The organism is Tardiphaga sp. 20_F10_N6_6, assembly GCF_052076045.1.
GTDB lineage: Bacteria > Pseudomonadota > Alphaproteobacteria > Rhizobiales > Xanthobacteraceae > Tardiphaga > Tardiphaga robiniae.
Map to the genome: position 1 here is coordinate 6331527 of NZ_CP197239.1, position 16490 is coordinate 6348016.

General features: G+C 59.9%; 18 protein-coding genes and 1 pseudogene. 3 read left to right on the forward strand and 16 right to left on the reverse strand.

Annotated features, from left to right (window positions below):
- Positions 1–199 precede the first annotated feature (199 nt).
- Entirely contained in the window at positions 200–613 is a 414-nt protein-coding gene (locus AB7813_RS30190) for a hypothetical protein (protein ID WP_441228904.1), read from the reverse strand.
- 116 nt (positions 614–729) lie between these two features.
- Positions 730–1224, reverse strand: a complete 495-nt coding sequence (locus AB7813_RS30195; RefSeq protein WP_439083766.1) for a hypothetical protein — start codon at positions 1222–1224, stop codon at positions 730–732.
- A 651-nt stretch (positions 1225–1875) separates the two neighbouring features.
- Between AB7813_RS30195 and AB7813_RS30200 the strand changes: the two genes are divergently transcribed.
- Positions 1876–2292 carry a hypothetical protein gene (locus AB7813_RS30200; RefSeq protein WP_441228905.1) on the forward strand — a complete coding sequence of 139 codons (417 nt, stop codon included), beginning with the start codon at positions 1876–1878 and terminating at the stop codon, positions 2290–2292.
- 89 nt (positions 2293–2381) lie between these two features.
- On the opposite strand, the pseudogene AB7813_RS30205 reads toward AB7813_RS30200, so the two are convergent.
- The 7 genes and pseudogenes from AB7813_RS30205 to AB7813_RS30235 form a co-directional block, all read right to left on the reverse strand.
- Positions 2382–2793 (reverse strand): annotated as a pseudogene (locus AB7813_RS30205) (transposase); the annotation flags it as partial.
- A gap of 435 nt (positions 2794–3228) precedes the next feature.
- Positions 3229–3801 (reverse strand): hypothetical protein, encoded by a 573-nt coding sequence (locus AB7813_RS30210; protein ID WP_441228906.1) that lies wholly within the window; start codon positions 3799–3801, stop codon positions 3229–3231.
- 31 nt (positions 3802–3832) lie between these two features.
- Positions 3833–4609 (reverse strand): hypothetical protein, encoded by a 777-nt coding sequence (locus AB7813_RS30215; RefSeq protein WP_441228907.1) that lies wholly within the window; start codon positions 4607–4609, stop codon positions 3833–3835.
- 11 nt (positions 4610–4620) lie between these two features.
- Positions 4621–5034 (reverse strand): hypothetical protein, encoded by a 414-nt coding sequence (locus tag AB7813_RS30220; RefSeq protein ID WP_441228908.1) that lies wholly within the window; start codon positions 5032–5034, stop codon positions 4621–4623.
- A 59-nt stretch (positions 5035–5093) separates the two neighbouring features.
- Positions 5094–5852, reverse strand: a complete 759-nt coding sequence (locus tag AB7813_RS30225; protein ID WP_439083761.1) for a PP2C family protein-serine/threonine phosphatase — start codon at positions 5850–5852, stop codon at positions 5094–5096.
- A 113-nt stretch (positions 5853–5965) separates the two neighbouring features.
- Positions 5966–6988: a hypothetical protein gene (locus AB7813_RS30230; protein WP_441228909.1), complete on the reverse strand. Its 1023-nt coding sequence runs from the start codon at positions 6986–6988 to the stop codon at positions 5966–5968.
- Positions 6985–8232, reverse strand: coding sequence for an MBL fold metallo-hydrolase (locus AB7813_RS30235; protein ID WP_441228910.1), 1248 nt, complete (start codon positions 8230–8232; stop codon positions 6985–6987). Before AB7813_RS30235 ends, AB7813_RS30230 begins: the two co-directional genes overlap by 4 nt.
- 2 nt (positions 8233–8234) lie before the next feature.
- Here AB7813_RS30235 and AB7813_RS30240 point away from each other — a divergent pair, with 2 nt between their 5' ends.
- Both AB7813_RS30240 and AB7813_RS30245 read left to right on the forward strand, forming a co-directional pair.
- Entirely contained in the window at positions 8235–8687 is a 453-nt protein-coding gene (locus AB7813_RS30240) for a helix-turn-helix domain-containing protein (protein ID WP_158596812.1), read from the forward strand.
- Positions 8688–8914: 227 nt separating this feature from the next.
- On the forward strand, positions 8915–9394 hold the full coding sequence (locus tag AB7813_RS30245; RefSeq protein ID WP_441228911.1) for a hypothetical protein: 480 nt from the start codon (positions 8915–8917) through the stop codon (positions 9392–9394).
- 354 nt (positions 9395–9748) lie between these two features.
- Here AB7813_RS30245 and AB7813_RS30250 read toward each other — a convergent pair whose 3' ends face one another.
- The 7 genes from AB7813_RS30250 to AB7813_RS30280 form a co-directional block, all read right to left on the reverse strand.
- The gene (locus AB7813_RS30250) at positions 9749–9985 is read right to left on the reverse strand and encodes a hypothetical protein (protein ID WP_120290462.1); all 237 of its coding nucleotides are present in this window, start codon (positions 9983–9985) and stop codon (positions 9749–9751) included.
- 339 nt (positions 9986–10324) lie between these two features.
- A complete protein-coding gene (locus tag AB7813_RS30255) occupies positions 10325–10744 on the reverse strand; it encodes a hypothetical protein (RefSeq protein WP_120290464.1) in 420 nt (139 codons plus the stop codon).
- A 296-nt stretch (positions 10745–11040) separates the two neighbouring features.
- On the reverse strand, positions 11041–11787 hold the full coding sequence (locus AB7813_RS30260) for an SDR family NAD(P)-dependent oxidoreductase (protein WP_089267913.1): 747 nt from the start codon (positions 11785–11787) through the stop codon (positions 11041–11043).
- Positions 11788–11829: 42 nt separating this feature from the next.
- Positions 11830–12792 carry a sugar kinase gene (locus AB7813_RS30265; RefSeq protein WP_441228912.1) on the reverse strand — a complete coding sequence of 321 codons (963 nt, stop codon included), beginning with the start codon at positions 12790–12792 and terminating at the stop codon, positions 11830–11832.
- A 33-nt stretch (positions 12793–12825) separates the two neighbouring features.
- A complete protein-coding gene (locus tag AB7813_RS30270) occupies positions 12826–13512 on the reverse strand; it encodes an L-fuculose-phosphate aldolase (protein ID WP_441228913.1) in 687 nt (228 codons plus the stop codon).
- Between the two features lie 76 nt (positions 13513–13588).
- Complete coding sequence (locus tag AB7813_RS30275) at positions 13589–14158, reverse strand: peroxidase-related enzyme (RefSeq protein WP_441228914.1); 570 nt, start codon at positions 14156–14158, stop codon at positions 13589–13591.
- Between the two features lie 15 nt (positions 14159–14173).
- The gene (locus AB7813_RS30280) at positions 14174–16486 is read right to left on the reverse strand and encodes a molybdopterin-dependent oxidoreductase (protein ID WP_441228915.1); all 2313 of its coding nucleotides are present in this window, start codon (positions 16484–16486) and stop codon (positions 14174–14176) included.
- Between the last annotated feature and the right edge of the window lie 4 nt (positions 16487–16490).

Below are 16490 nucleotides of genomic sequence, written 5' to 3' on the forward strand. Positions count from 1 at the left end.
CCGGCCCATCGTGGGCTTGGCTTCGTTCCGCCAAACACGCAGCGTCGCTTTTGCGAATGTCGCTGGGCCGATTGGGTTCGTTCCGCCAAACGCGAAACCGCCCCCAAATGAGAGATTCAATTGAGGGCGCGAGATATTGCGGCTTTTTTGGAAGATTTTTGACCTGTTGCGCTTGGGCAACAGGTTCGGGGCCCCTGGGCTAAGTCTGAGCTTGGTGTTGCCGCCCAAGGCGCTGCAGGGCTTTCTTGCGTGCTGAATAAGCACGGCGCTCATAGCGCGCCAACCGCTCGAGTTCGCGCGCGAACTCGATGACGCTCAACGGCTTGGCGCCGTCAGGCAATTCGATCTGAGCCTTGAAGACCTCGAAAACGGCCAACAGTCCGAGCGGATCGTCAGCCCGCGATGTCATTGCGACCGGCTCGATCGCCGGCCTCATCATGAGCGGCACCGCGATGCCGTGGCACAGCGCGAAATATGCCTCTTTGATGCGTTCATAAGAAACGACCGCCTGCGCGGTTTCGATCACATCGCGATCCGATTGAGGACGAGCGAAATGATCCGATAGTTCTCTAGCAACCGCGGCCACCGCCGGCATGTCTGCCGGGATGGCCACGTTCAGTCCGTGGCGGAGCGCATTCGAGGCGGCCGCACGCTTGCCAGCCGTTGAGCGTGGCCCCGTGCTCTTGCGTGCATTACGCCGGTTAGCGGTGATGCGTGACGACGTCATTTTTAGACGTCCGACTGATGTTCGATAGCCGCCGCGTCGCCTGCATCGGCATCGATAGTGCGGTCGGCAAGATCTTGCTGCGAGCGGCGATCCTCGAACGCGGTCAGTGCCTGATTGCGGCGCACTTCCAATGTGGCCGCGCGCTTATCGAGCGAGTCAAATGCAGGTGCGAAGGTGAGGGCGCTGTAAGCGTCGATATCCTTTAGGGGGTATCCCTTGTTGGCGAGATCCTGGATGCCTGCAGCATAGTGACCGGTCGGCAGTGCCGAGTCGATAAAACGGTCGTCGGGGTAACCGTTGAGCCTGCTCACGCTCCACGGACGAGCTGCCGAGAGGGCGGCTGCGGAGATGGCCCGAAGGCGACGCAACTCCAGTTCGTTGTGAATGAAATCAGACGCAAAGATCTTCTCGATCACGTTGCGTGGTTTGAGATGCGCGATCACCGCGTCACGCAGTTGCTCTGCTTCCTCGACGCTTTCGCTGTTGAGCAAGCGCAATGTTGCGTAACCTGGGTCAATCGGCGTGTGGCTAGACGTACGGCTAACGCGCGCCTTTGCGGTCTCTGCTAAATTGCTGTCCGGCGTCGTCGCCGAACTAATAGTATCAGTCATTTTGTTACTCGCTAGATTGTGTTGCACCGCATTCCCGTTTCACCTCCGAGGTGCGAAAAGGGGAATGCAATAGAATCTATGGCACGATGCGGATTCGCCAAGCTATTTTTACCTGGATATTGCTCAAGAACGATCCGATCTCAATCGCTTGCGACGCCATCTGTTAAACAGGTGATAATCGACCGCTTGGTTTGACCACTTCTAGCTCATCACTCGCGCGATGCGACTCCGCTAAGAGGTGTCTTGCGGTACTAGCTCGCCAGGAAACGTTAGTTGCCCTATCGGGGTGTGGTTTGCAGACCTTTCGCCCCAAAATTGTTTGACGTCGGACCGCTAACTATTTTCGCTCAGGTTTAAAAAAAATTCTTTGAAATCTAGGGAAAAATCGGACGCGCTACATATTAATACGGAGAGTGCGCTCACGCACTTGGCGCGATCATAAGATCGTTCGCCAACCCCCGACTAGAATCCCTAAGCAAATCACAAGCCAAAGCGACGGCTGCTTGGAGATGTACGTCACCTATACGAGAACTCACCATGCTTAGATTTTCCATATTCAAAGTTCAGGTATCACACCTTAACCTTGAATATCTGCCGCCGATCGCAGAGGACGACAAAGGCTTCCGTGACGCTCTACTTGACATTAAAAAGAGCGGGCAACGTCGCAGAATTCCGATCTCTCGCTTCGGCGAAGTCGTCGGCGAATGTCACCACTTCCGTGCTCTCGTGAAGGCGCGCTTCAAGGTTGTCGAGGTCATTCGCCTCAATGAAGCGCCTCGTAAGTCCGAGATCGACAAGGCGATTAAAGTCTCTGCGAAAGTCCCCATTTCTACTCAGTCTGATGTGGGCGAGGTGAAGGATGCTTTGATGATGCTTAAGCTTGGAATCGATCCTCCTGCAGCTGCCTATGTTTATCTCAAGCCTTTCATCGAATACTTGCGCTACGCAACTTAGACGGGACATTCCTTCGCGACTATCCAAGAAGAATGGCGGCACAAGTGCCGCCATTTGTTTTTTGAACTGTTAGTTGGGATACTTTACGCTAGTCGAGCCCGCAACGCGCCATTGTCAGGCTGGGTTGACACATAGCGATAGGTCTTCGCCTGCAGCCCAACCAGTCGGCAGGGCCGCCGCTGCGAGTAGCCCCTCTCATTGATCGCCCAGGTCACAGCAAGTCTCCGCGAGCTGGGAGGCAGAAGTTCTTTCGAGCATCTTCTTTAACGTCGATGCCTCCAGCATCGTCTCTGCCAGCAGCTTCTGCAGTTTGCGGTTCTCCTCCAGCACCTTCAGCTTGCGACGCTTCGGAGATGTTCTCCCACCAAATCAGGATCGACACTTGTAGAACGTCGCATCGCTGATGCCGTGCTCGCGGCACAGTTCGCCCGCCGACATCCCGGCGGCGTGCTCCTTCAAAATTTCGGTGATCCGCTCTTCAGTGAACCTGCCAATACGCATCGTCTGTCTCCTCGGTGGAGAACAGAACCCTAAAGCGGGGGCGTTGCAGGGAGCGGGTCAGGGCCCCTGTGCCTCCAAGCATAAGCTGCGGATGTCAGCGATAGGCGGGACCGCCTGAACTAAAGAGCCGGAGTCCAAAGCCCGCCGGCTCGTCGTCCGAGATCAAACGGTCCTTCTCCCGGGTCCCTATCACTCGACCGGATCCAGACCAGGATGCTGAGCGAGCGGCACTCTAAAGACGAAGCGGATGACCGATAGCTGCGCCGAGATAACGGCAACGGCCATGTCCTGGATCAGTTCGGCTTGCCGCACAGCTTGATCAAGGCTAGCGCATGAACGAGGGCGCAATTGGTCGTGTAGCCTTTCGCGTAGATTAGGCCAATTTTTCGCAGTTTTCGCTTTGTTCGGTCGAGGCTCCGCTAATCATATATTTCGTCAATAAGGATCACGGCCGCCGAATGCTTCCCTGTACCAGGACGGACAAAGGATGCGGTAGGTGTCCAGCAATTGTGGTGTGTTGCAGCCGCTGCAGTTGCCGACGATCTTATCGTCCCGGTGATTCTTCCAGTTGGTGCGAACGGGCCGCCACGTCTGGTCACCCACGCTTTGGTCTTCTTCTCTCAGATAGTCGATCAGCGAATAGTTGCCGAACTCGGTGTAGAGTGTGGAGTGGGCGCAGACAGCGCGCCGGGTCAGCACTTTCATCGTTCGCCCTGCAAGGCCGGCCTTCGCGCAGTCGGCGACCTTCTCAGATGGCACCGTGCCATCCTCATTCGCCCCGACGTTTCGGGAGCACTCCTCGACGGCATCATCGAGCTTGCGCTGGAACTTGACGACCGCTTGGCTGGTGTCGACACCTGCCAAAGACACGATCGTCGCATTCCCGATGTGAGTTCCGAGCAGTATCTTGTCTGTCTTCGAACCGTCTTCGGCGATGGCGTGCCCAATCGCGAGCGAGATTGTCAGAGCGGCTGTTGTCAGCAACGCTTTCCTGGGTTGTATCATCATGGCGCTTTCCAATGGTGCCTTCAGGCTGGCGTCAATTGCCCAGGATTTGGAATCCGCCGATGCGTGCGCAAGCGGGGATATCGGTGGGCTGTTTTTCCGTGACGGTGAAGGGGCACTGGTCGTCCTCGGCTACGACGTAAAGCAAGCCCTTGACGTCTGGGGATGCGCAGGTCGTGCTCTCGCCGGCATCGCAATTGGCAGTGTTGGAGCCAATGGCCTCTGCTAGCGGTGATCCGACGCTGTTCCCCTTGACGTCGCGGGCGCGATCGTCGATGGACCGAAGATTAATGACTGTGCGGCCATCATGATCGAAGTCGACATCGAATTGTCCGTCTGTCCCGGTGATGACAGCGCAGGTCAGGCAGCCTTCACCTGTCGTGTAACGGACATCGTTCCCTGCAAATCGTCGCTTCAGCGCTTGTTTGGTGATCTTTTCACCCAAGCGAATAAGCAGCGCGGGCTTCGTTGAATGCTTGACTGAACTCGCATCGAAAACGAAGCCGCCTGAACCGTTCCTTTTGGTCGGTGGTGCTTCGGTCGAGTTGGTAGCTGATGGTTGGTTGGCAGAGGCGACATGCATCTGCTGGTTTTCGAGATCACGATGAAGCGTTGGTCGCTTCACGCCTTCGGTTGCAGCCAAAAGCCAATCTCGTGTCGATCCTCGAAACGCCGATAGGCAATTCCCCGAACGTGTGTCTGAGCAAAACACGATGGTGGATTCGGTCAAAATGCCGGTTGGTGCTGCCAGGGTGGGGGCGAAGCAGCCGATTGCGGGCAAAAGGCCAGCAGTGAGGGATATGCGCAGCATGCTGATCGGCCTCATTTCAGGAGGGTGACGTAATGTTGGCCGGAAGCGAGCGGCTGAACGGCGTAGTTGGTCAGATAGTCCTTGGTCAGCGGGAAGTTCCGCTTCGCGGCCTCCTGCTTGATCTGAACGATCTCTTCTTCGGTGGCTTGCTCGGTGAAGCGCATCATCTCGATTATGTCCGACGTGACCACCACGGAGCATCGGTTGCCGCCCTTATCCTGACCTGTGGAAATGGATGTTGCGGTCTTGTCCTGGACCTTGAAGACCTTCGGAGGCGTCGGCATGAACTGGCCAAACTCCTGCTGGTCGAACAGTTCCTTGACCTTGGTAAGCACGTTCGGATCAGAGCAGGGTGAGCTGTTGCCGCATGCTAATAGAGCGGAAGACAACAAAACGAAGGCTGAGACAGAATAGATTTTCATCATGCATATTCGGCGGTCAGGCCGCCCCTCCAGAGTTAAAAGATGTGAAAGGAAAGCGGCGGCTAGGCTCGTTCGCGTCGCGCAACGACAATAGAGATGTTGTCGTGACCTCCTCGGCGGAGCGCGAGGGCCGCGAGGCGGCGAGTTGCAAGGGAAAGATCGGCCGTCCCTAGAACGCGGCGAATGGCGTCGTCCGAGACTAGATCGGTGAGCCCGTCGCTGCACAGCAGGAGGGTTTCGTCGGGAGCCGGCAGCGGATCTGTGGTTACATTCGGTTCGACGGCGATGAAGCCGAGCGAGCCACCGAGCGCCTGAGTGATGCCGTGGGTCGTCCGCCGTCCTTGGGGGTCGATTTTGCCCTCGGGTACATCGTCTTGGCTCAGTTGAATGAGGTGAAGCGGCGTTCGGAGATAAAGGCGAGAGTCACCGACGTGGAAGCTGACTAGTTCCGTTTGCTGAAGCACGGCGCCGACCAATGTACTTCCCATCCCGGCAAGGTCAGGTTGTTGCTGCATCAGGTCGAAGAGCTTTTGATTGGTCTCGGTGATCGCCTTTGCGCAGTCAAACGCTGTGGCGGTGCAATCGATCAGTTTGACCAACTGCTCGATGACGAACCGGCTTGCGAGGGCGCCGGCATTATGCCCGCCCAGTCCATCCGCAACCATTAGAACGCTGGCTCGGCTGCTCAAGTGAAATTCCAACGGAGCTGAAAGGTCGCCCGAGAGAATCTGGCCGCCGATCGCGATGGTGTCTTCGTTGCTGCCGCGAACACGTCCGCGGTGGGTGAATGCACTTACATGCCAAGTCGGTGTGGTGCACATATCGTTAATCCAACCCATAGTTGTGGAAGTCGCCGGCTCGCATGCGACCGGGTAGGTCGCCCCACTAGATTCAAATCAGGCGCCGAGAAATTGCGGTTTTTTAAGAAGAAAGATCAGGTGTTACATTTGTGCCACGCGCCTTGCGGGGCCGGACGGAATGCGCCGGTTGCGGTCGTGGGGTCGCCGACAGCGTAGATTGGAAGCATCGGCTCGGCGGCCCTCAGGCCGGACAGCATTGTGCTTAGGACGCCGTTCTTTTGATCCGCGTCGAATCCGAAGATCAGCAGGCGAGGGGCCGGGTCGATCATGAGCTTTGCTCCGCCATTCGAGACGTCACCAATCAAAGACCCGATCGCACGGACGACCTGACCGCGGTCGGTACGCAGACTCGCACGCATTGCGCCGATGCGTACGAGGGCACGGCAGGTTGCCTGGTAGCGGCCAAGCAGAGTTGCGGAATGTTGAGCGATGGTCCGGCGGTACCGACGCAGTTGATTGAGAACGTCGGGGTCGCCTCGCCTGGCGCGTAAGGCGGGATTGGTGAAGTGTTTTGCTTCGTGGAACACAATAGCGATGGCATCTCCCTGACGTTCCAGGGTCGTGACGTCCAGGCGATCCTGAAGACGTAAGGCTGCCTTGCCGCGTCGAGCAGGATCCTGGGTCTGTGGTGTCGTCTCAGCCGGCATGTCATCGCCGGCCCGGTCCAAGGAGACTTCGACGTCGATGACATGTGGGCTGCTCAAGATCAAAGGATGGAGACCTGCCTTCTCAACCCCGGCAAGATCAGTCGCCGATCGCGTCATGTCGGCCAGCGTGCGCCGAGGATCGTATCGCGACCAGACGATCTCCTTAGAAGACCTGAAGCGGCCTTCGACGAGTTCCGCCAATGCCTGCTGCTGCCTCACGAGATATTTGACGTGCGTCTTCGGGCTGACCGTCCCATCGCCCTTGTCGTCGATGCGGAAGATCGAAGCACCGCGGTGGTAGACATTCAGCGAATTACGCCGAACGGCGATGAACAGATCGTCTCTCAGCAGAACATCCCGCCACCACGGATCAGTCTCATCAAAGGTGAGATGCTCGAGATGATCGAGGAATGCATCGCTGACCCCATGCTGGACCTGTGTCGGGATCATGCGGGGATGTCCCACCATTCGCCGTCGTGCTTTAACGCGACCGCATCAAAGTGGTCTAGGAACGCGGCTGGCGCATAGGTGTGGATAGGCACCAGCATCTTGGGCGCTATCGCGCTGGCGAGTCGCTTAAGGTCCTTGATGCTCGCATGGCCGGAGGTATGGGCATGTTCGATTGGAATATCTAGAGAGCTAAGCTCTTGGACCAATGCCAGGCCGCGCTCCTGACGGAGATAGCCAGCCCATTGAGACCAGATCGCAAGAGCGCTGTTCAGGCACGCCGCATGTTTGAGGTCGTCGAGCATTGCGGGGCGAAACAGAAGCGCTGACTTTGGGGCGATCTCGGCCAATTGCTCTGCAAAGATGCGGTTCGCTCGATGTCGTTCGATCAGATCAAAGCGCGCGGCGCGCTTGATCTGCACCCGTTGATACTGCGGAACGTAAACCGCGACGTTCTGCCAATCCGACTGCGGGATATGGGCATTCTCGGTCGCCCTCAGGATTTCGGCGGTGTAGAGGTCGATGATCAGCGTCCGACCTGTCCGTTTGCAGGCGCGGTAAAGACTGACCATGCGGTCGATGTTCTGGGCGGATGCTGCAACAAGGGCTAAACCTTCAGTCTGGCTGAATAGCTCGAGGAAACGTTGCTCGACCTCCGCCTCTACCGGGAAGGAGTGATCGGAATCGAGTCGGCCGAAGCTCGAACCTTCCATCAGCATGACATCGACGTCCTTCGGCGGATGAGAGAGCATCTTCTCGAACAGAGCCGCCTTGCGGCCGTGGCCACGAATGTCGCCGGAATAGAACAGGCGCTTGCCAGAGGCTTCGACCTCTATGGCATGGGCGTCGTAGGCGGAGTGGTCGACAAGATGGGGCGTTATGCGAAATGGGCCGAAATGAACCGAACTGCCGCTGGTGAACTCGATCGGTCGCGCCGGGACGTAGGGGCGCGGGACGAACGGAGCTGCAGCTTGGAGGATGCGGAGCGTGGCAGCACCCAATGCGACCGGCAGATCTGGGCCTGCCAACGGCGCCAGACCCCAATGATCGACGTGTCCGTGGGAAAGAACCAAGCCTAAGAGATTGCTATCGCCCGCAAGTCCCTCGATGGACGGATGGGATGCCGTATCGCTGAGTTCGCCATCCAACGGTAGGCCGAGATCGAGCAAAAGCCGCGCTCCCTCGGTCTCTAGCTCGATACATGTGCCCCCGATCTCGTGAGTCCCTCGATGGATGCGGACGTGCATGGGTGAAGCTGACTTCGATTAATCTGCCAAAAAACGAATCTTACTTCGTCTTCTGGCATCTAAGTCGAAGTGAAGTTCATGGTCAAGCAAATGACTCGAAGCGAAGCTCGGGAATGGTTGACGCCACTGAAAATGGTTTCGGACAGAAATTGCGCTTAGCCCGCCAACGGGCTGGAATGACGCAAGAAGATCTTGCGGCTCGGATCTCGCGCACGCCGGAGAGTATTTCCAACATCGAGCGGGGCTTGCAGGAGCCGGGGATCAAAACGGTCCAGAGCTTAGCGATGGCGCTTGGACTGCCGCTTTCCGAACTGCTGGTGTCGCCTCAAGAAGAGCAGCTCACGCCCAAGCGTATGCAGATGGAATTCCAGCTGCGAGATTTGGCGCGAGGCCTCACTGATCGCGATCTGGCTATTGCGCTTGGACACGTCCAAGTTCTGCTCGCGGTGAAGTAACGCCAATTAGCAGCGTCCTGCCACCTCGGGTAATCGCGCTGTATCTGGGACTATGTGTGTCTTCATCCGAGCCCGCGGTGAAGCGTGCGTGATCACCCGCAATTCAATGCGCAGGGCATCAAGGCACATCGCGCCAGCGCCGATGTGACGCTTCGCCGAGGCCGCTGCTCGGCAAGACCGCGCTGCCGCTACGTCGAAAACCCTTTGAGCTACCTCAGCGCGCTGCAATGACCATTCCAAAGGTCTTTGCAAACTTAAACGAACACGGATCGAATTTTTCTATTGGTCCCGAGCCCTCTGTGGGAGGTGGCCAGGTGGAACCGCCGGGATGCGTGCACGTTCCTACATGTGGAGAAACAGCATTCTGGTGCCGTCGTGCGGCGCGCTTTGCATTCAAGTCCAATCACCAAGCAGCAAATGGGAGTTTGTCGATGCTCAGCGCCTTCATCAACGGAAAAGATATCAAAACCGGTACCGTGATTTCTGTCGTCGCCAAATCGGTGGCGCCGGGAGAAACGCTAGCGCTCGAATACCCAAACAAAAGTCGGGTGTCAGGTAAGGTGATCTCAGCTTCGCACAGCGAGCTCGAATTGGAGATCAATTCGGAGGCTTGGCGGCTGCGTCCACACGCCCCGAGCGACAGCACCATCCACAATGACCTGTCCGATAAAGATGCATCATTCTGGACGGTCCAGGCGAAGCTCTAGACTATTCGTCCTGGCCGCTTTCCGACCTCAGTGGCCTGGTTTGAAAACCGCGGTGGCCGAATTTAAGAAACGTTAGGGGCAGACGGGCCACTATCTGCAGATGAAGCTCTTTTTGTGGTTTTGCGCGGGGTCGGCGGTCGGGATTCTGGCGACGGTAATCTTGTGTCTAGCGCTCGTGCTGGGCGTCAGTCAGTTCGGAATACCCAACGATCATCCTGTGGTGAAGTACATGATCCATGGCATCGCAACGATATGCTGGGTGTTGGGAATAGGCGCCGGCCTGTATTTTCATTTTCGGCACCAATCTGGTTTTAGGCCTCCCAAGCAGTAAGGCCGCCTCAGTGGGCGGCTCTTTCATTTTGGCGACCTGGGGGCGGATCGATGGATAGTCTCGAAGCCCACGCGCGGTTCGTTTAGGATCTTCGCCAGGGGATCGTGTTTCGGAGTCGTCCGAGGGGATGCCGTCGGTTTGTGTCGGCGCTCGACGACCATGGCGCGCTCGGCATTGGCCGCGCGCGAACCGTGCTCTTCAACAAAGCCGATCCTGGGTTCGTCGAGCAGCTTGGACTGCCATGCTTTTGTGTTCGTCATTCCGGCATTCTAAACGATGGCGTGCGGCTCTGCAAAAGCCCGCGGGTGAGGCGGGTGGGGATCGTACGCGCAACGCCGCCCTGGGCGGAGTATGATCGCCCCGGCGACGTTGGCTAAACACTGGGCCCTCAAATCCCCAGTTCAAATTGGTACGATGGACGTGGCTGAAAGGTTCAAGGGAGCCAAAGAAAAAACGCCCGCGGGATCGAGCGGGTTATGGCGGTGTGCGGTTCGGCGATATGCCGCGAGACGTCGAGCATAGCCAAGACCCTACCAATGCAATGAAAACCCGCCGAGCTGCGCCGGCGGGTTTCTTCTGCCTACTGGCGATAGGGCTCGTCAGGGAGTGGTCCGAGCGGCCCGCGGCGTCGCTGCAGGCGCAGCGGTCCTGGTTTTCTGGATTGCCTGACTGACCGGTAATTGCAGCACGATTGCCTTCTGCCCGGGCTTCAGGTCGGTGACGAGAACAATCCTGCCATTTGAGAATTCCAGCGCGTCGTGGTGATTGTGATACTGGCCCATGTCAATTTGACGAAAGCGGGCTAGTCGATCGTTGACGTTGCGGCGAAACACCCATCCATCGATCCGGACGTTTTCTTCAAAAGCGATCTCGGTGCCAGGGCGAAGGCATACCGCAACGTTTGGATCGTCGAAGCTTGCGAACCCTTTAGTCGTCGTCGAAGGAAATCTTGCCGATACCAACCTATCCGCCACCTCTGCGGGACGGTTGGCGACCGCGTGCAGGCTGTAATCACACATGGATGCGCTCCTATGGACGGCCACCCAGCAAATGCTGCAACATCCGTGAACCCCGTTGGTTGCAGCGCGGGGCAAAAAAAGCTGCCGGCCTAGGCGCCACCTCATTCTTAGCGCGCCAAAAATTCCAAGCCTAACGAAGCGCTGTGCCAGCGTTCGTGAGTATCGAGCAGGCGCCCCAGCATGGTTCGGCCTGTTGCTGCCCATGCCGTGTGATGCGCGGTCCCGGATACGCACGTCCGCGGAAGTCCGGCAAGTCGTGTGTTCGTTGCCGGACGTTGATCTCGGATTGAGGTCGCTCAGCTGTAAAAGATACCGCCATCCACGTTGAGTGCCTGGCCCGTCACGAAGGCGGAATCGTCCGAGGCGAAGAATGCGACGGGGCCGACGACGTCTTCCGGCTCGCCGAGCCGATGCAGGTCGGTGATCTTCTCGAAATAGGTGACCCTCTCGGGATCGCGCAGGTTGTTGCGGCCCATCTCGGTGAGGATGATGCCGGGGCATACGGCATTCACCGTGATGCCATGGCCACCGAATTCCATCGACGAGACCCGCGTGAAGCCCACCACGGCGGATTTCGACGCGGCATAATGCGACTGGCCGGGGCCGCCGGTGCGCGCGGCCAACGAGGCGATGTTGACGATGCGCCCGTATTTGCGCTCCTTCATGTGGACGACCATCGCCTGGGTCATCTGGAACACGCCGCGGACGTTCACGGCGAAGGTCTGGTCCCAGTGTTCGGGCGTGGTTTCTTCGATGGTCGCGAGACGCAGGATGCCGGCATTGTTGACGAGAACATCGACATGGCCGAGACCCGCGACCGCTTCCGCAACCGAGCGCTGGCAATCCTCGAGCTTGCTGACATCTGCCAGCACCGGAATGCACTTGCCGCCGAGCTTCTTCACATCCGTGACGGTCTCCAGCAGCGTGCTCTCCTGCGCTGCGATGTCAGTCAGAGCGAGATTGTAGCCGCGCTTGGCGAGGCCAAGGGCGATGGCGCGTCCGATTCCGCGGCTGGCGCCGGTAACGATGGCATGTCTGGTCATGAAATCGATCCTGTTGTTCAGAAAAGCGTAACGCGAAGCGACTTAAACGCGGGCGGCGCCGCGGATGGGCAGCGTGTTCATCGCCTTGACCGTCTCCTCGAAGGACACGAGATTGGCGCCGGAACCGAGCCCCGTCGCGACGATGGCGGCGGTGGCTGTCGCCAGTTTTGCGCAGTCCAGCAGGTCCCAGTCGCGGACCAGGCCGGCGATGAAGCCGCCGGTATAGGAATCGCCGCAGCCGGAGGTGTCACGCACCGTCACCTCGAAAGCCGGCACCGTGAACTGCCGCCCGTCGCGCGTCATGACAAAAGAGCCGTGCTCGCCGAGCGAGATCGCGCAGGCACCGGCACCCTTGCCGATGAAATATTGTGCGCAGGCCGCGGGGTCGTTGGTGCCGACCAGCGCATGGGTCTCGTCGATGCTCGGCATGAAGAAGTCCGTATAAGGCATCAGCGGTTCGACCAGCGCCAGCGTCTCGCCGCGTGCCTGGATGAGATCGACGGTGGTGATGCAGCCGGCCGCCTTGGCGTCGCGCAGCAGCGCCACCGTCGGTTCGCCGTCCATCGCCAGCAGCGATCCGACGCCGCCAAGATGCAGCACCTTGCTTCGGCAGGCGGCTTTCTGCGCTTCGGGCGAAATCTTCCAGCGCGCGGAGGCGCCGCGCGCATGCAGCACCGGGCGCGAGCCATCCGGACGGATCGGCAGGATGGTGGCGGAGGTCGGCACGCCGGCCATCCGCTCCATCACCGAAATATCGATGCCTTCGCGCTCCATCGCATTCAGCACCCAGTCGGCCTTCTCGTCGGCGCCGACCGCACCGATGGCGAGCGCCTTCAGTCCGAGGCGCGCGCAGGGCACCACGGTGCCACCCGCGGTGCCGGCGACCGTGAGCCGGATCTCATCGATCAGCGCGCGGCCGCCGCCGGCCGGGATTTCAGTGACGGGGACGCCGAGGATGTCCAGGATATAGGTGCCGCAGACGCTGACGTCGTGGGGATGGGCCATATGGCAAGTCTCGCAATTGTTGGTGCTGGTTGGTTAGGTCGAGGTTTTCGGCGTGCCGTCGCTGTCGCGCAGGCCGTATTGTCCCCATCGCTTCAGGATGCTGTCGATCTCGGCATCCGGCAGCAGCGGCGGCGTGCCGAGTTGCAAGCAGCCGTGATACTGCTTGGCGAGCACCTCGACCTCCACTGCAAGCCACATCGCCTTGCGCAGATTGGGGCCGATGGCGATCAGCCCGTGATGGGCGAGCAGGCAGGCGCGGCGATGGCGCAGCGCCTCCAGTGCCGCTTGCGACAGTTCCGCGGTGCCATATTGCGCATAGGGCGCGCAGGGGATGTCGTTGCCGCCGGCCGCCGCGATCATGTAGTGGATCGCGGGAATGCTGCGATTCATGATCGCGATGATCGTGCAGAAGATCGGATGCGCGTGCACGACGGCATTCGTTTCGGGCTTGGCCTTGAGTATGTCGAGGTGGAAACGCCATTCCGTCGAGGGCACGCGGCCTGCCGGCGCCGTCCACGCGCCATCCCATTTCATCGCGACGATGTCTTCCGGCCGCATGCTGTCATAGGGAACACCGGACGGCGTCAGCAGGATGCCGTCCCCGGTGCGGACGCTGATATTGCCGGACGTGCCCTGATTGATACCGGCAGCCGACATTTCGTGGCAGGCATCGATGATGGCCTGCCGGGTTGCGACGTCTGCGGCGCTTGGATGCGTCATGGCTTGTTTCCTCGAAAGTCGTCGCTGCGGCTCTTACCGGCCGCTGCGGGCCATCGTTATATCGGTGCGAGGCGGGTCAGCGCCCCATGGCGAAGAATTCGTTGTTCGGCCGCATGCTGGTGACATTCGCCAACCGGTTCGACATGCCGAAGAAGGCGGCGATGGCAGCGATATCCCAGACGTCGTCCTCCGTGAAGTCGTGGCGCTTCAGCGCCTCGATATCGGCATCGCCGACCTCGTAAGCCTGCATCGAGACCTTCATGGCGAAATCGAGCATCGCGCGCTGCCGCGGCGTGATGTCGGCTTTGCGATAGTTCACCGCGATCTGGTCGGCAATCAGCGGATTTTTGGCGCGGATGCGCAGGATGGCGCCATGCGCCACCACGCAATACTGGCACTGGTTGGCATTGCTGGTGGCCACCACGATCATCTCGCGCTCGGCCTTGGTGATTGGGCCTGGCTTGTCCATCAGCGCATCATGATAGGCGAAGAAGGCGCGGAATTCGTCGGGCCGATGCGCCAGCGTCAGGAACACGTTGGGCACGAAGCCGGATTTTTCCTGCACCGCGAGGATACGGGTGCGGATGTCTTCCGGCAGGCTGGAGATTTCGGGGACAGGGAAGCGGCTGATGGCTGGGGTGGTCATGGTTTCTGTTTCCTCTCAGGCAGTCGCGAGTGCAACCAGTCTGTCCTGGTATTCTTCAAAAGCGTCGCGTTGATCTGCAATATGGGGTTCGGCGCGGACCAGGCATGTATGCGCCGAGCAGCCCTGGCCGAATTGCGAGGTGCCGATGTCGAGCGTCAGCACGTTCGGATTGCCGGCGACTTCGAGACCAGTCTCAGCGCGCGGGGTGAACCAGGCGCCGGTCGGCAGCACCAGCACGCCGGAGCGCACGCTGTCGGTGACATCAGCGGTGGCGAGACAGGCGCCACGTGCATTCCAGATGCGGATGGTCTGTCCGTCACTGATGCCGCGCGCCGCGGCGTCGTCGGGATGCAGCCGTGCCTGTTCGCGGCCGTTGCGCTTGTTGGCCACGCTGGCGACGCCGGTTTCGATCTGGCTGTGCAGCCGGCCGGCCGGTTGATGCGAGATCATGTGCAAGTCGGACGCATCGCTACCGTTTCCGAGCCATTCCGCCGGCTCAACCCAGGCCGGATGCGACGGACAATCGGCATAACCGAGCCGGGCGAGGGTCTCGCTGCCGAGCACAATCTTGCCGCTTTCGGTCTTGAGCGCGTGCGCCTCGGGATCGATGCGGAAATCGGCGAGGAAAGTGTGGTCGGCGCGCACCGGGCAGCGCGCGTAGCCGTCGTGCCAGAATGTTTCGAAATCGGGCATGTCGAAGCCGAGCCGCTCGGAGGCGTCCTGCCGGCTCGCCTCATAAAGATGACGGACCCAGCCGATTTCGTCGCGGCCTTCGTTGAAGCGGTCGGCAACGCCGAGCTTGCCGGCGATGCGGTCGAAAATCTCGAAGTCGGGCAGCGAGTCTCCGACCGGCTTGATGGCCTGTTTCATCGCAATGATGAAGTCGGAGCGCCTGTTGCCGGCAAGGTCGTTGCGTTCGATCGATGTGGTCGCCGGTAGCACGATATCGGCGCGCTGTGCCGTCGCTGTGAACATCGGATCCTGGACGATGATGGTCTCGGGCCGCGTCCAGGCTTCGGACAGCCGGTTGAGATCCTGATGGTGATGATAGGGATTGCCGCCGGCCCAGTAGACCAGCCTTGTGTCCGGATAGATTCGCGTCTCGCCCTCATAGGTGAAGGTCGCGCCGGGATTGAGCAGCATGTCGCTGATGCGCGCCACAGGGATGAAACTGTCGATCGGGCGCGTCAATTGCGAGATGGCCGGTGACTTGCCGAGATTGAAGGGCGAGCCGACGCCGCCCAGCGAGGCATAGCCGTAGCCGACACCGCCGCCCGGCAGCCCGATCTGGCCGACGATGGAGGCGAGGCCGAGCGCGGCCCAGAACGGCTGCTCGCCATGATGTGCGCGCTGCAGGCTCCAGCTCACGGTGAGCATGCTGCGGGTATCGACGAGGCGCCGCGCCAGCTGGCGGATGCCATCGGCGTCGAGCCCGCAGATCTCCGCGGCCCAGGCTGCATCCTTGCGAATGCCATCCGACGAGCCGTCGAGATAGCTGAGCAGTTGCTCGGCGCCGCTGGTGCAGCGATCAAGGAAATCCCGGGCGTGCCGGCCTGCCTTCACGATCTCGCCGGCGAGGCCCAGCATCAGCGCGGAGTCAGTGTTCGGGCGGATCGGCCACCATTCGGCATCGACCCAATCCGGCATATCGTCCTTCAGCGGCGAGACGTGAACGATGCGGATGCCGCGCTCGGCGATTTTCCTGAGATAGGATTCGAGGCGGTGGGTGCCGATGCCACCGGCCTCGGTCTGCGCAGTGCGCGGCGATAGCGCGCCGAACACCACAAGCGTGTCGGTGTGTGCGGCTATGGTGTCGAGCGTATTGGCCTGGCCGTCGCAAGCATCCGAGCTTCCCAGCGTATGGCGCAGGATTACCGGGCCTGCAGCAATGGAATACGTATCCACATGCCGGGTGAAGCCGCCGACCAGATTGAGCATGCGCTTGAGCAAAGACGACGCATGATGCAGGCGGCCCGAATTGGTCCAGCCATAGGAGCCCGCGAAGATCGACGCATTGCCGTGGGTGTTGGAGACGCGACAGATTTCGTCGGCCACCAGCGTGGTCGCCTCATCCCAGCTGACGGGCACGAACTTCTCCGCGCCGCGATTGCGTCGATCGCTGTGCTCGCGCTTGTCGAGCCAGCCGGAGCGCACCATCGGACGCGGAACGCGGCGTTCAGGATTGGCCCATTCCGGCACCGAATGGATGATCGGCGAGGGGGCGGGATCATGGGCGAACGGCTCGATGCCCACGATCTGTTCGTCCTGCACGAGGATCGTATAGGCGCCCCAGTGACTGCAATGCGGGATCCGTTTGATCTCACTCACGCAG

Excerpts from the sequence above, each read along its gene's own strand:
- AB7813_RS30275 (WP_441228914.1), bottom strand. The coding sequence starts at position 14,158 with ATGACCACCCCAGCCATCAGCCGCTTCCCTGTCCCCGAAATCTCCAGC.
- AB7813_RS30270 (WP_441228913.1), bottom strand. The coding sequence starts at position 13,512 with ATGACGCATCCAAGCGCCGCAGACGTCGCAACCCGGCAGGCCATCATC.
- AB7813_RS30250 (WP_120290462.1), bottom strand. The coding sequence starts at position 9,985 with ATGACGAACACAAAAGCATGGCAGTCCAAGCTGCTCGACGAACCCAGG.
- AB7813_RS30255 (WP_120290464.1), bottom strand. The coding sequence starts at position 10,744 with ATGTGTGATTACAGCCTGCACGCGGTCGCCAACCGTCCCGCAGAGGTG.
- AB7813_RS30220 (WP_441228908.1), bottom strand. The coding sequence starts at position 5,034 with ATGATGAAAATCTATTCTGTCTCAGCCTTCGTTTTGTTGTCTTCCGCT.
- AB7813_RS30200 (WP_441228905.1), top strand. The coding sequence starts at position 1,876 with ATGCTTAGATTTTCCATATTCAAAGTTCAGGTATCACACCTTAACCTT.
- AB7813_RS30215 (WP_441228907.1), bottom strand. The coding sequence starts at position 4,609 with ATGCTGCGCATATCCCTCACTGCTGGCCTTTTGCCCGCAATCGGCTGC.
- AB7813_RS30230 (WP_441228909.1), bottom strand. The coding sequence starts at position 6,988 with ATGATCCCGACACAGGTCCAGCATGGGGTCAGCGATGCATTCCTCGAT.
- AB7813_RS30235 (WP_441228910.1), bottom strand. The coding sequence starts at position 8,232 with ATGCACGTCCGCATCCATCGAGGGACTCACGAGATCGGGGGCACATGT.
- AB7813_RS30210 (WP_441228906.1), bottom strand. The coding sequence starts at position 3,801 with ATGATGATACAACCCAGGAAAGCGTTGCTGACAACAGCCGCTCTGACA.
- AB7813_RS30265 (WP_441228912.1), bottom strand. The coding sequence starts at position 12,792 with ATGGCCCATCCCCACGACGTCAGCGTCTGCGGCACCTATATCCTGGAC.
- AB7813_RS30260 (WP_089267913.1), bottom strand. The coding sequence starts at position 11,787 with ATGACCAGACATGCCATCGTTACCGGCGCCAGCCGCGGAATCGGACGC.
- AB7813_RS30225 (WP_439083761.1), bottom strand. The coding sequence starts at position 5,852 with ATGTGCACCACACCGACTTGGCATGTAAGTGCATTCACCCACCGCGGA.
- AB7813_RS30245 (WP_441228911.1), top strand. The coding sequence starts at position 8,915 with ATGACCATTCCAAAGGTCTTTGCAAACTTAAACGAACACGGATCGAAT.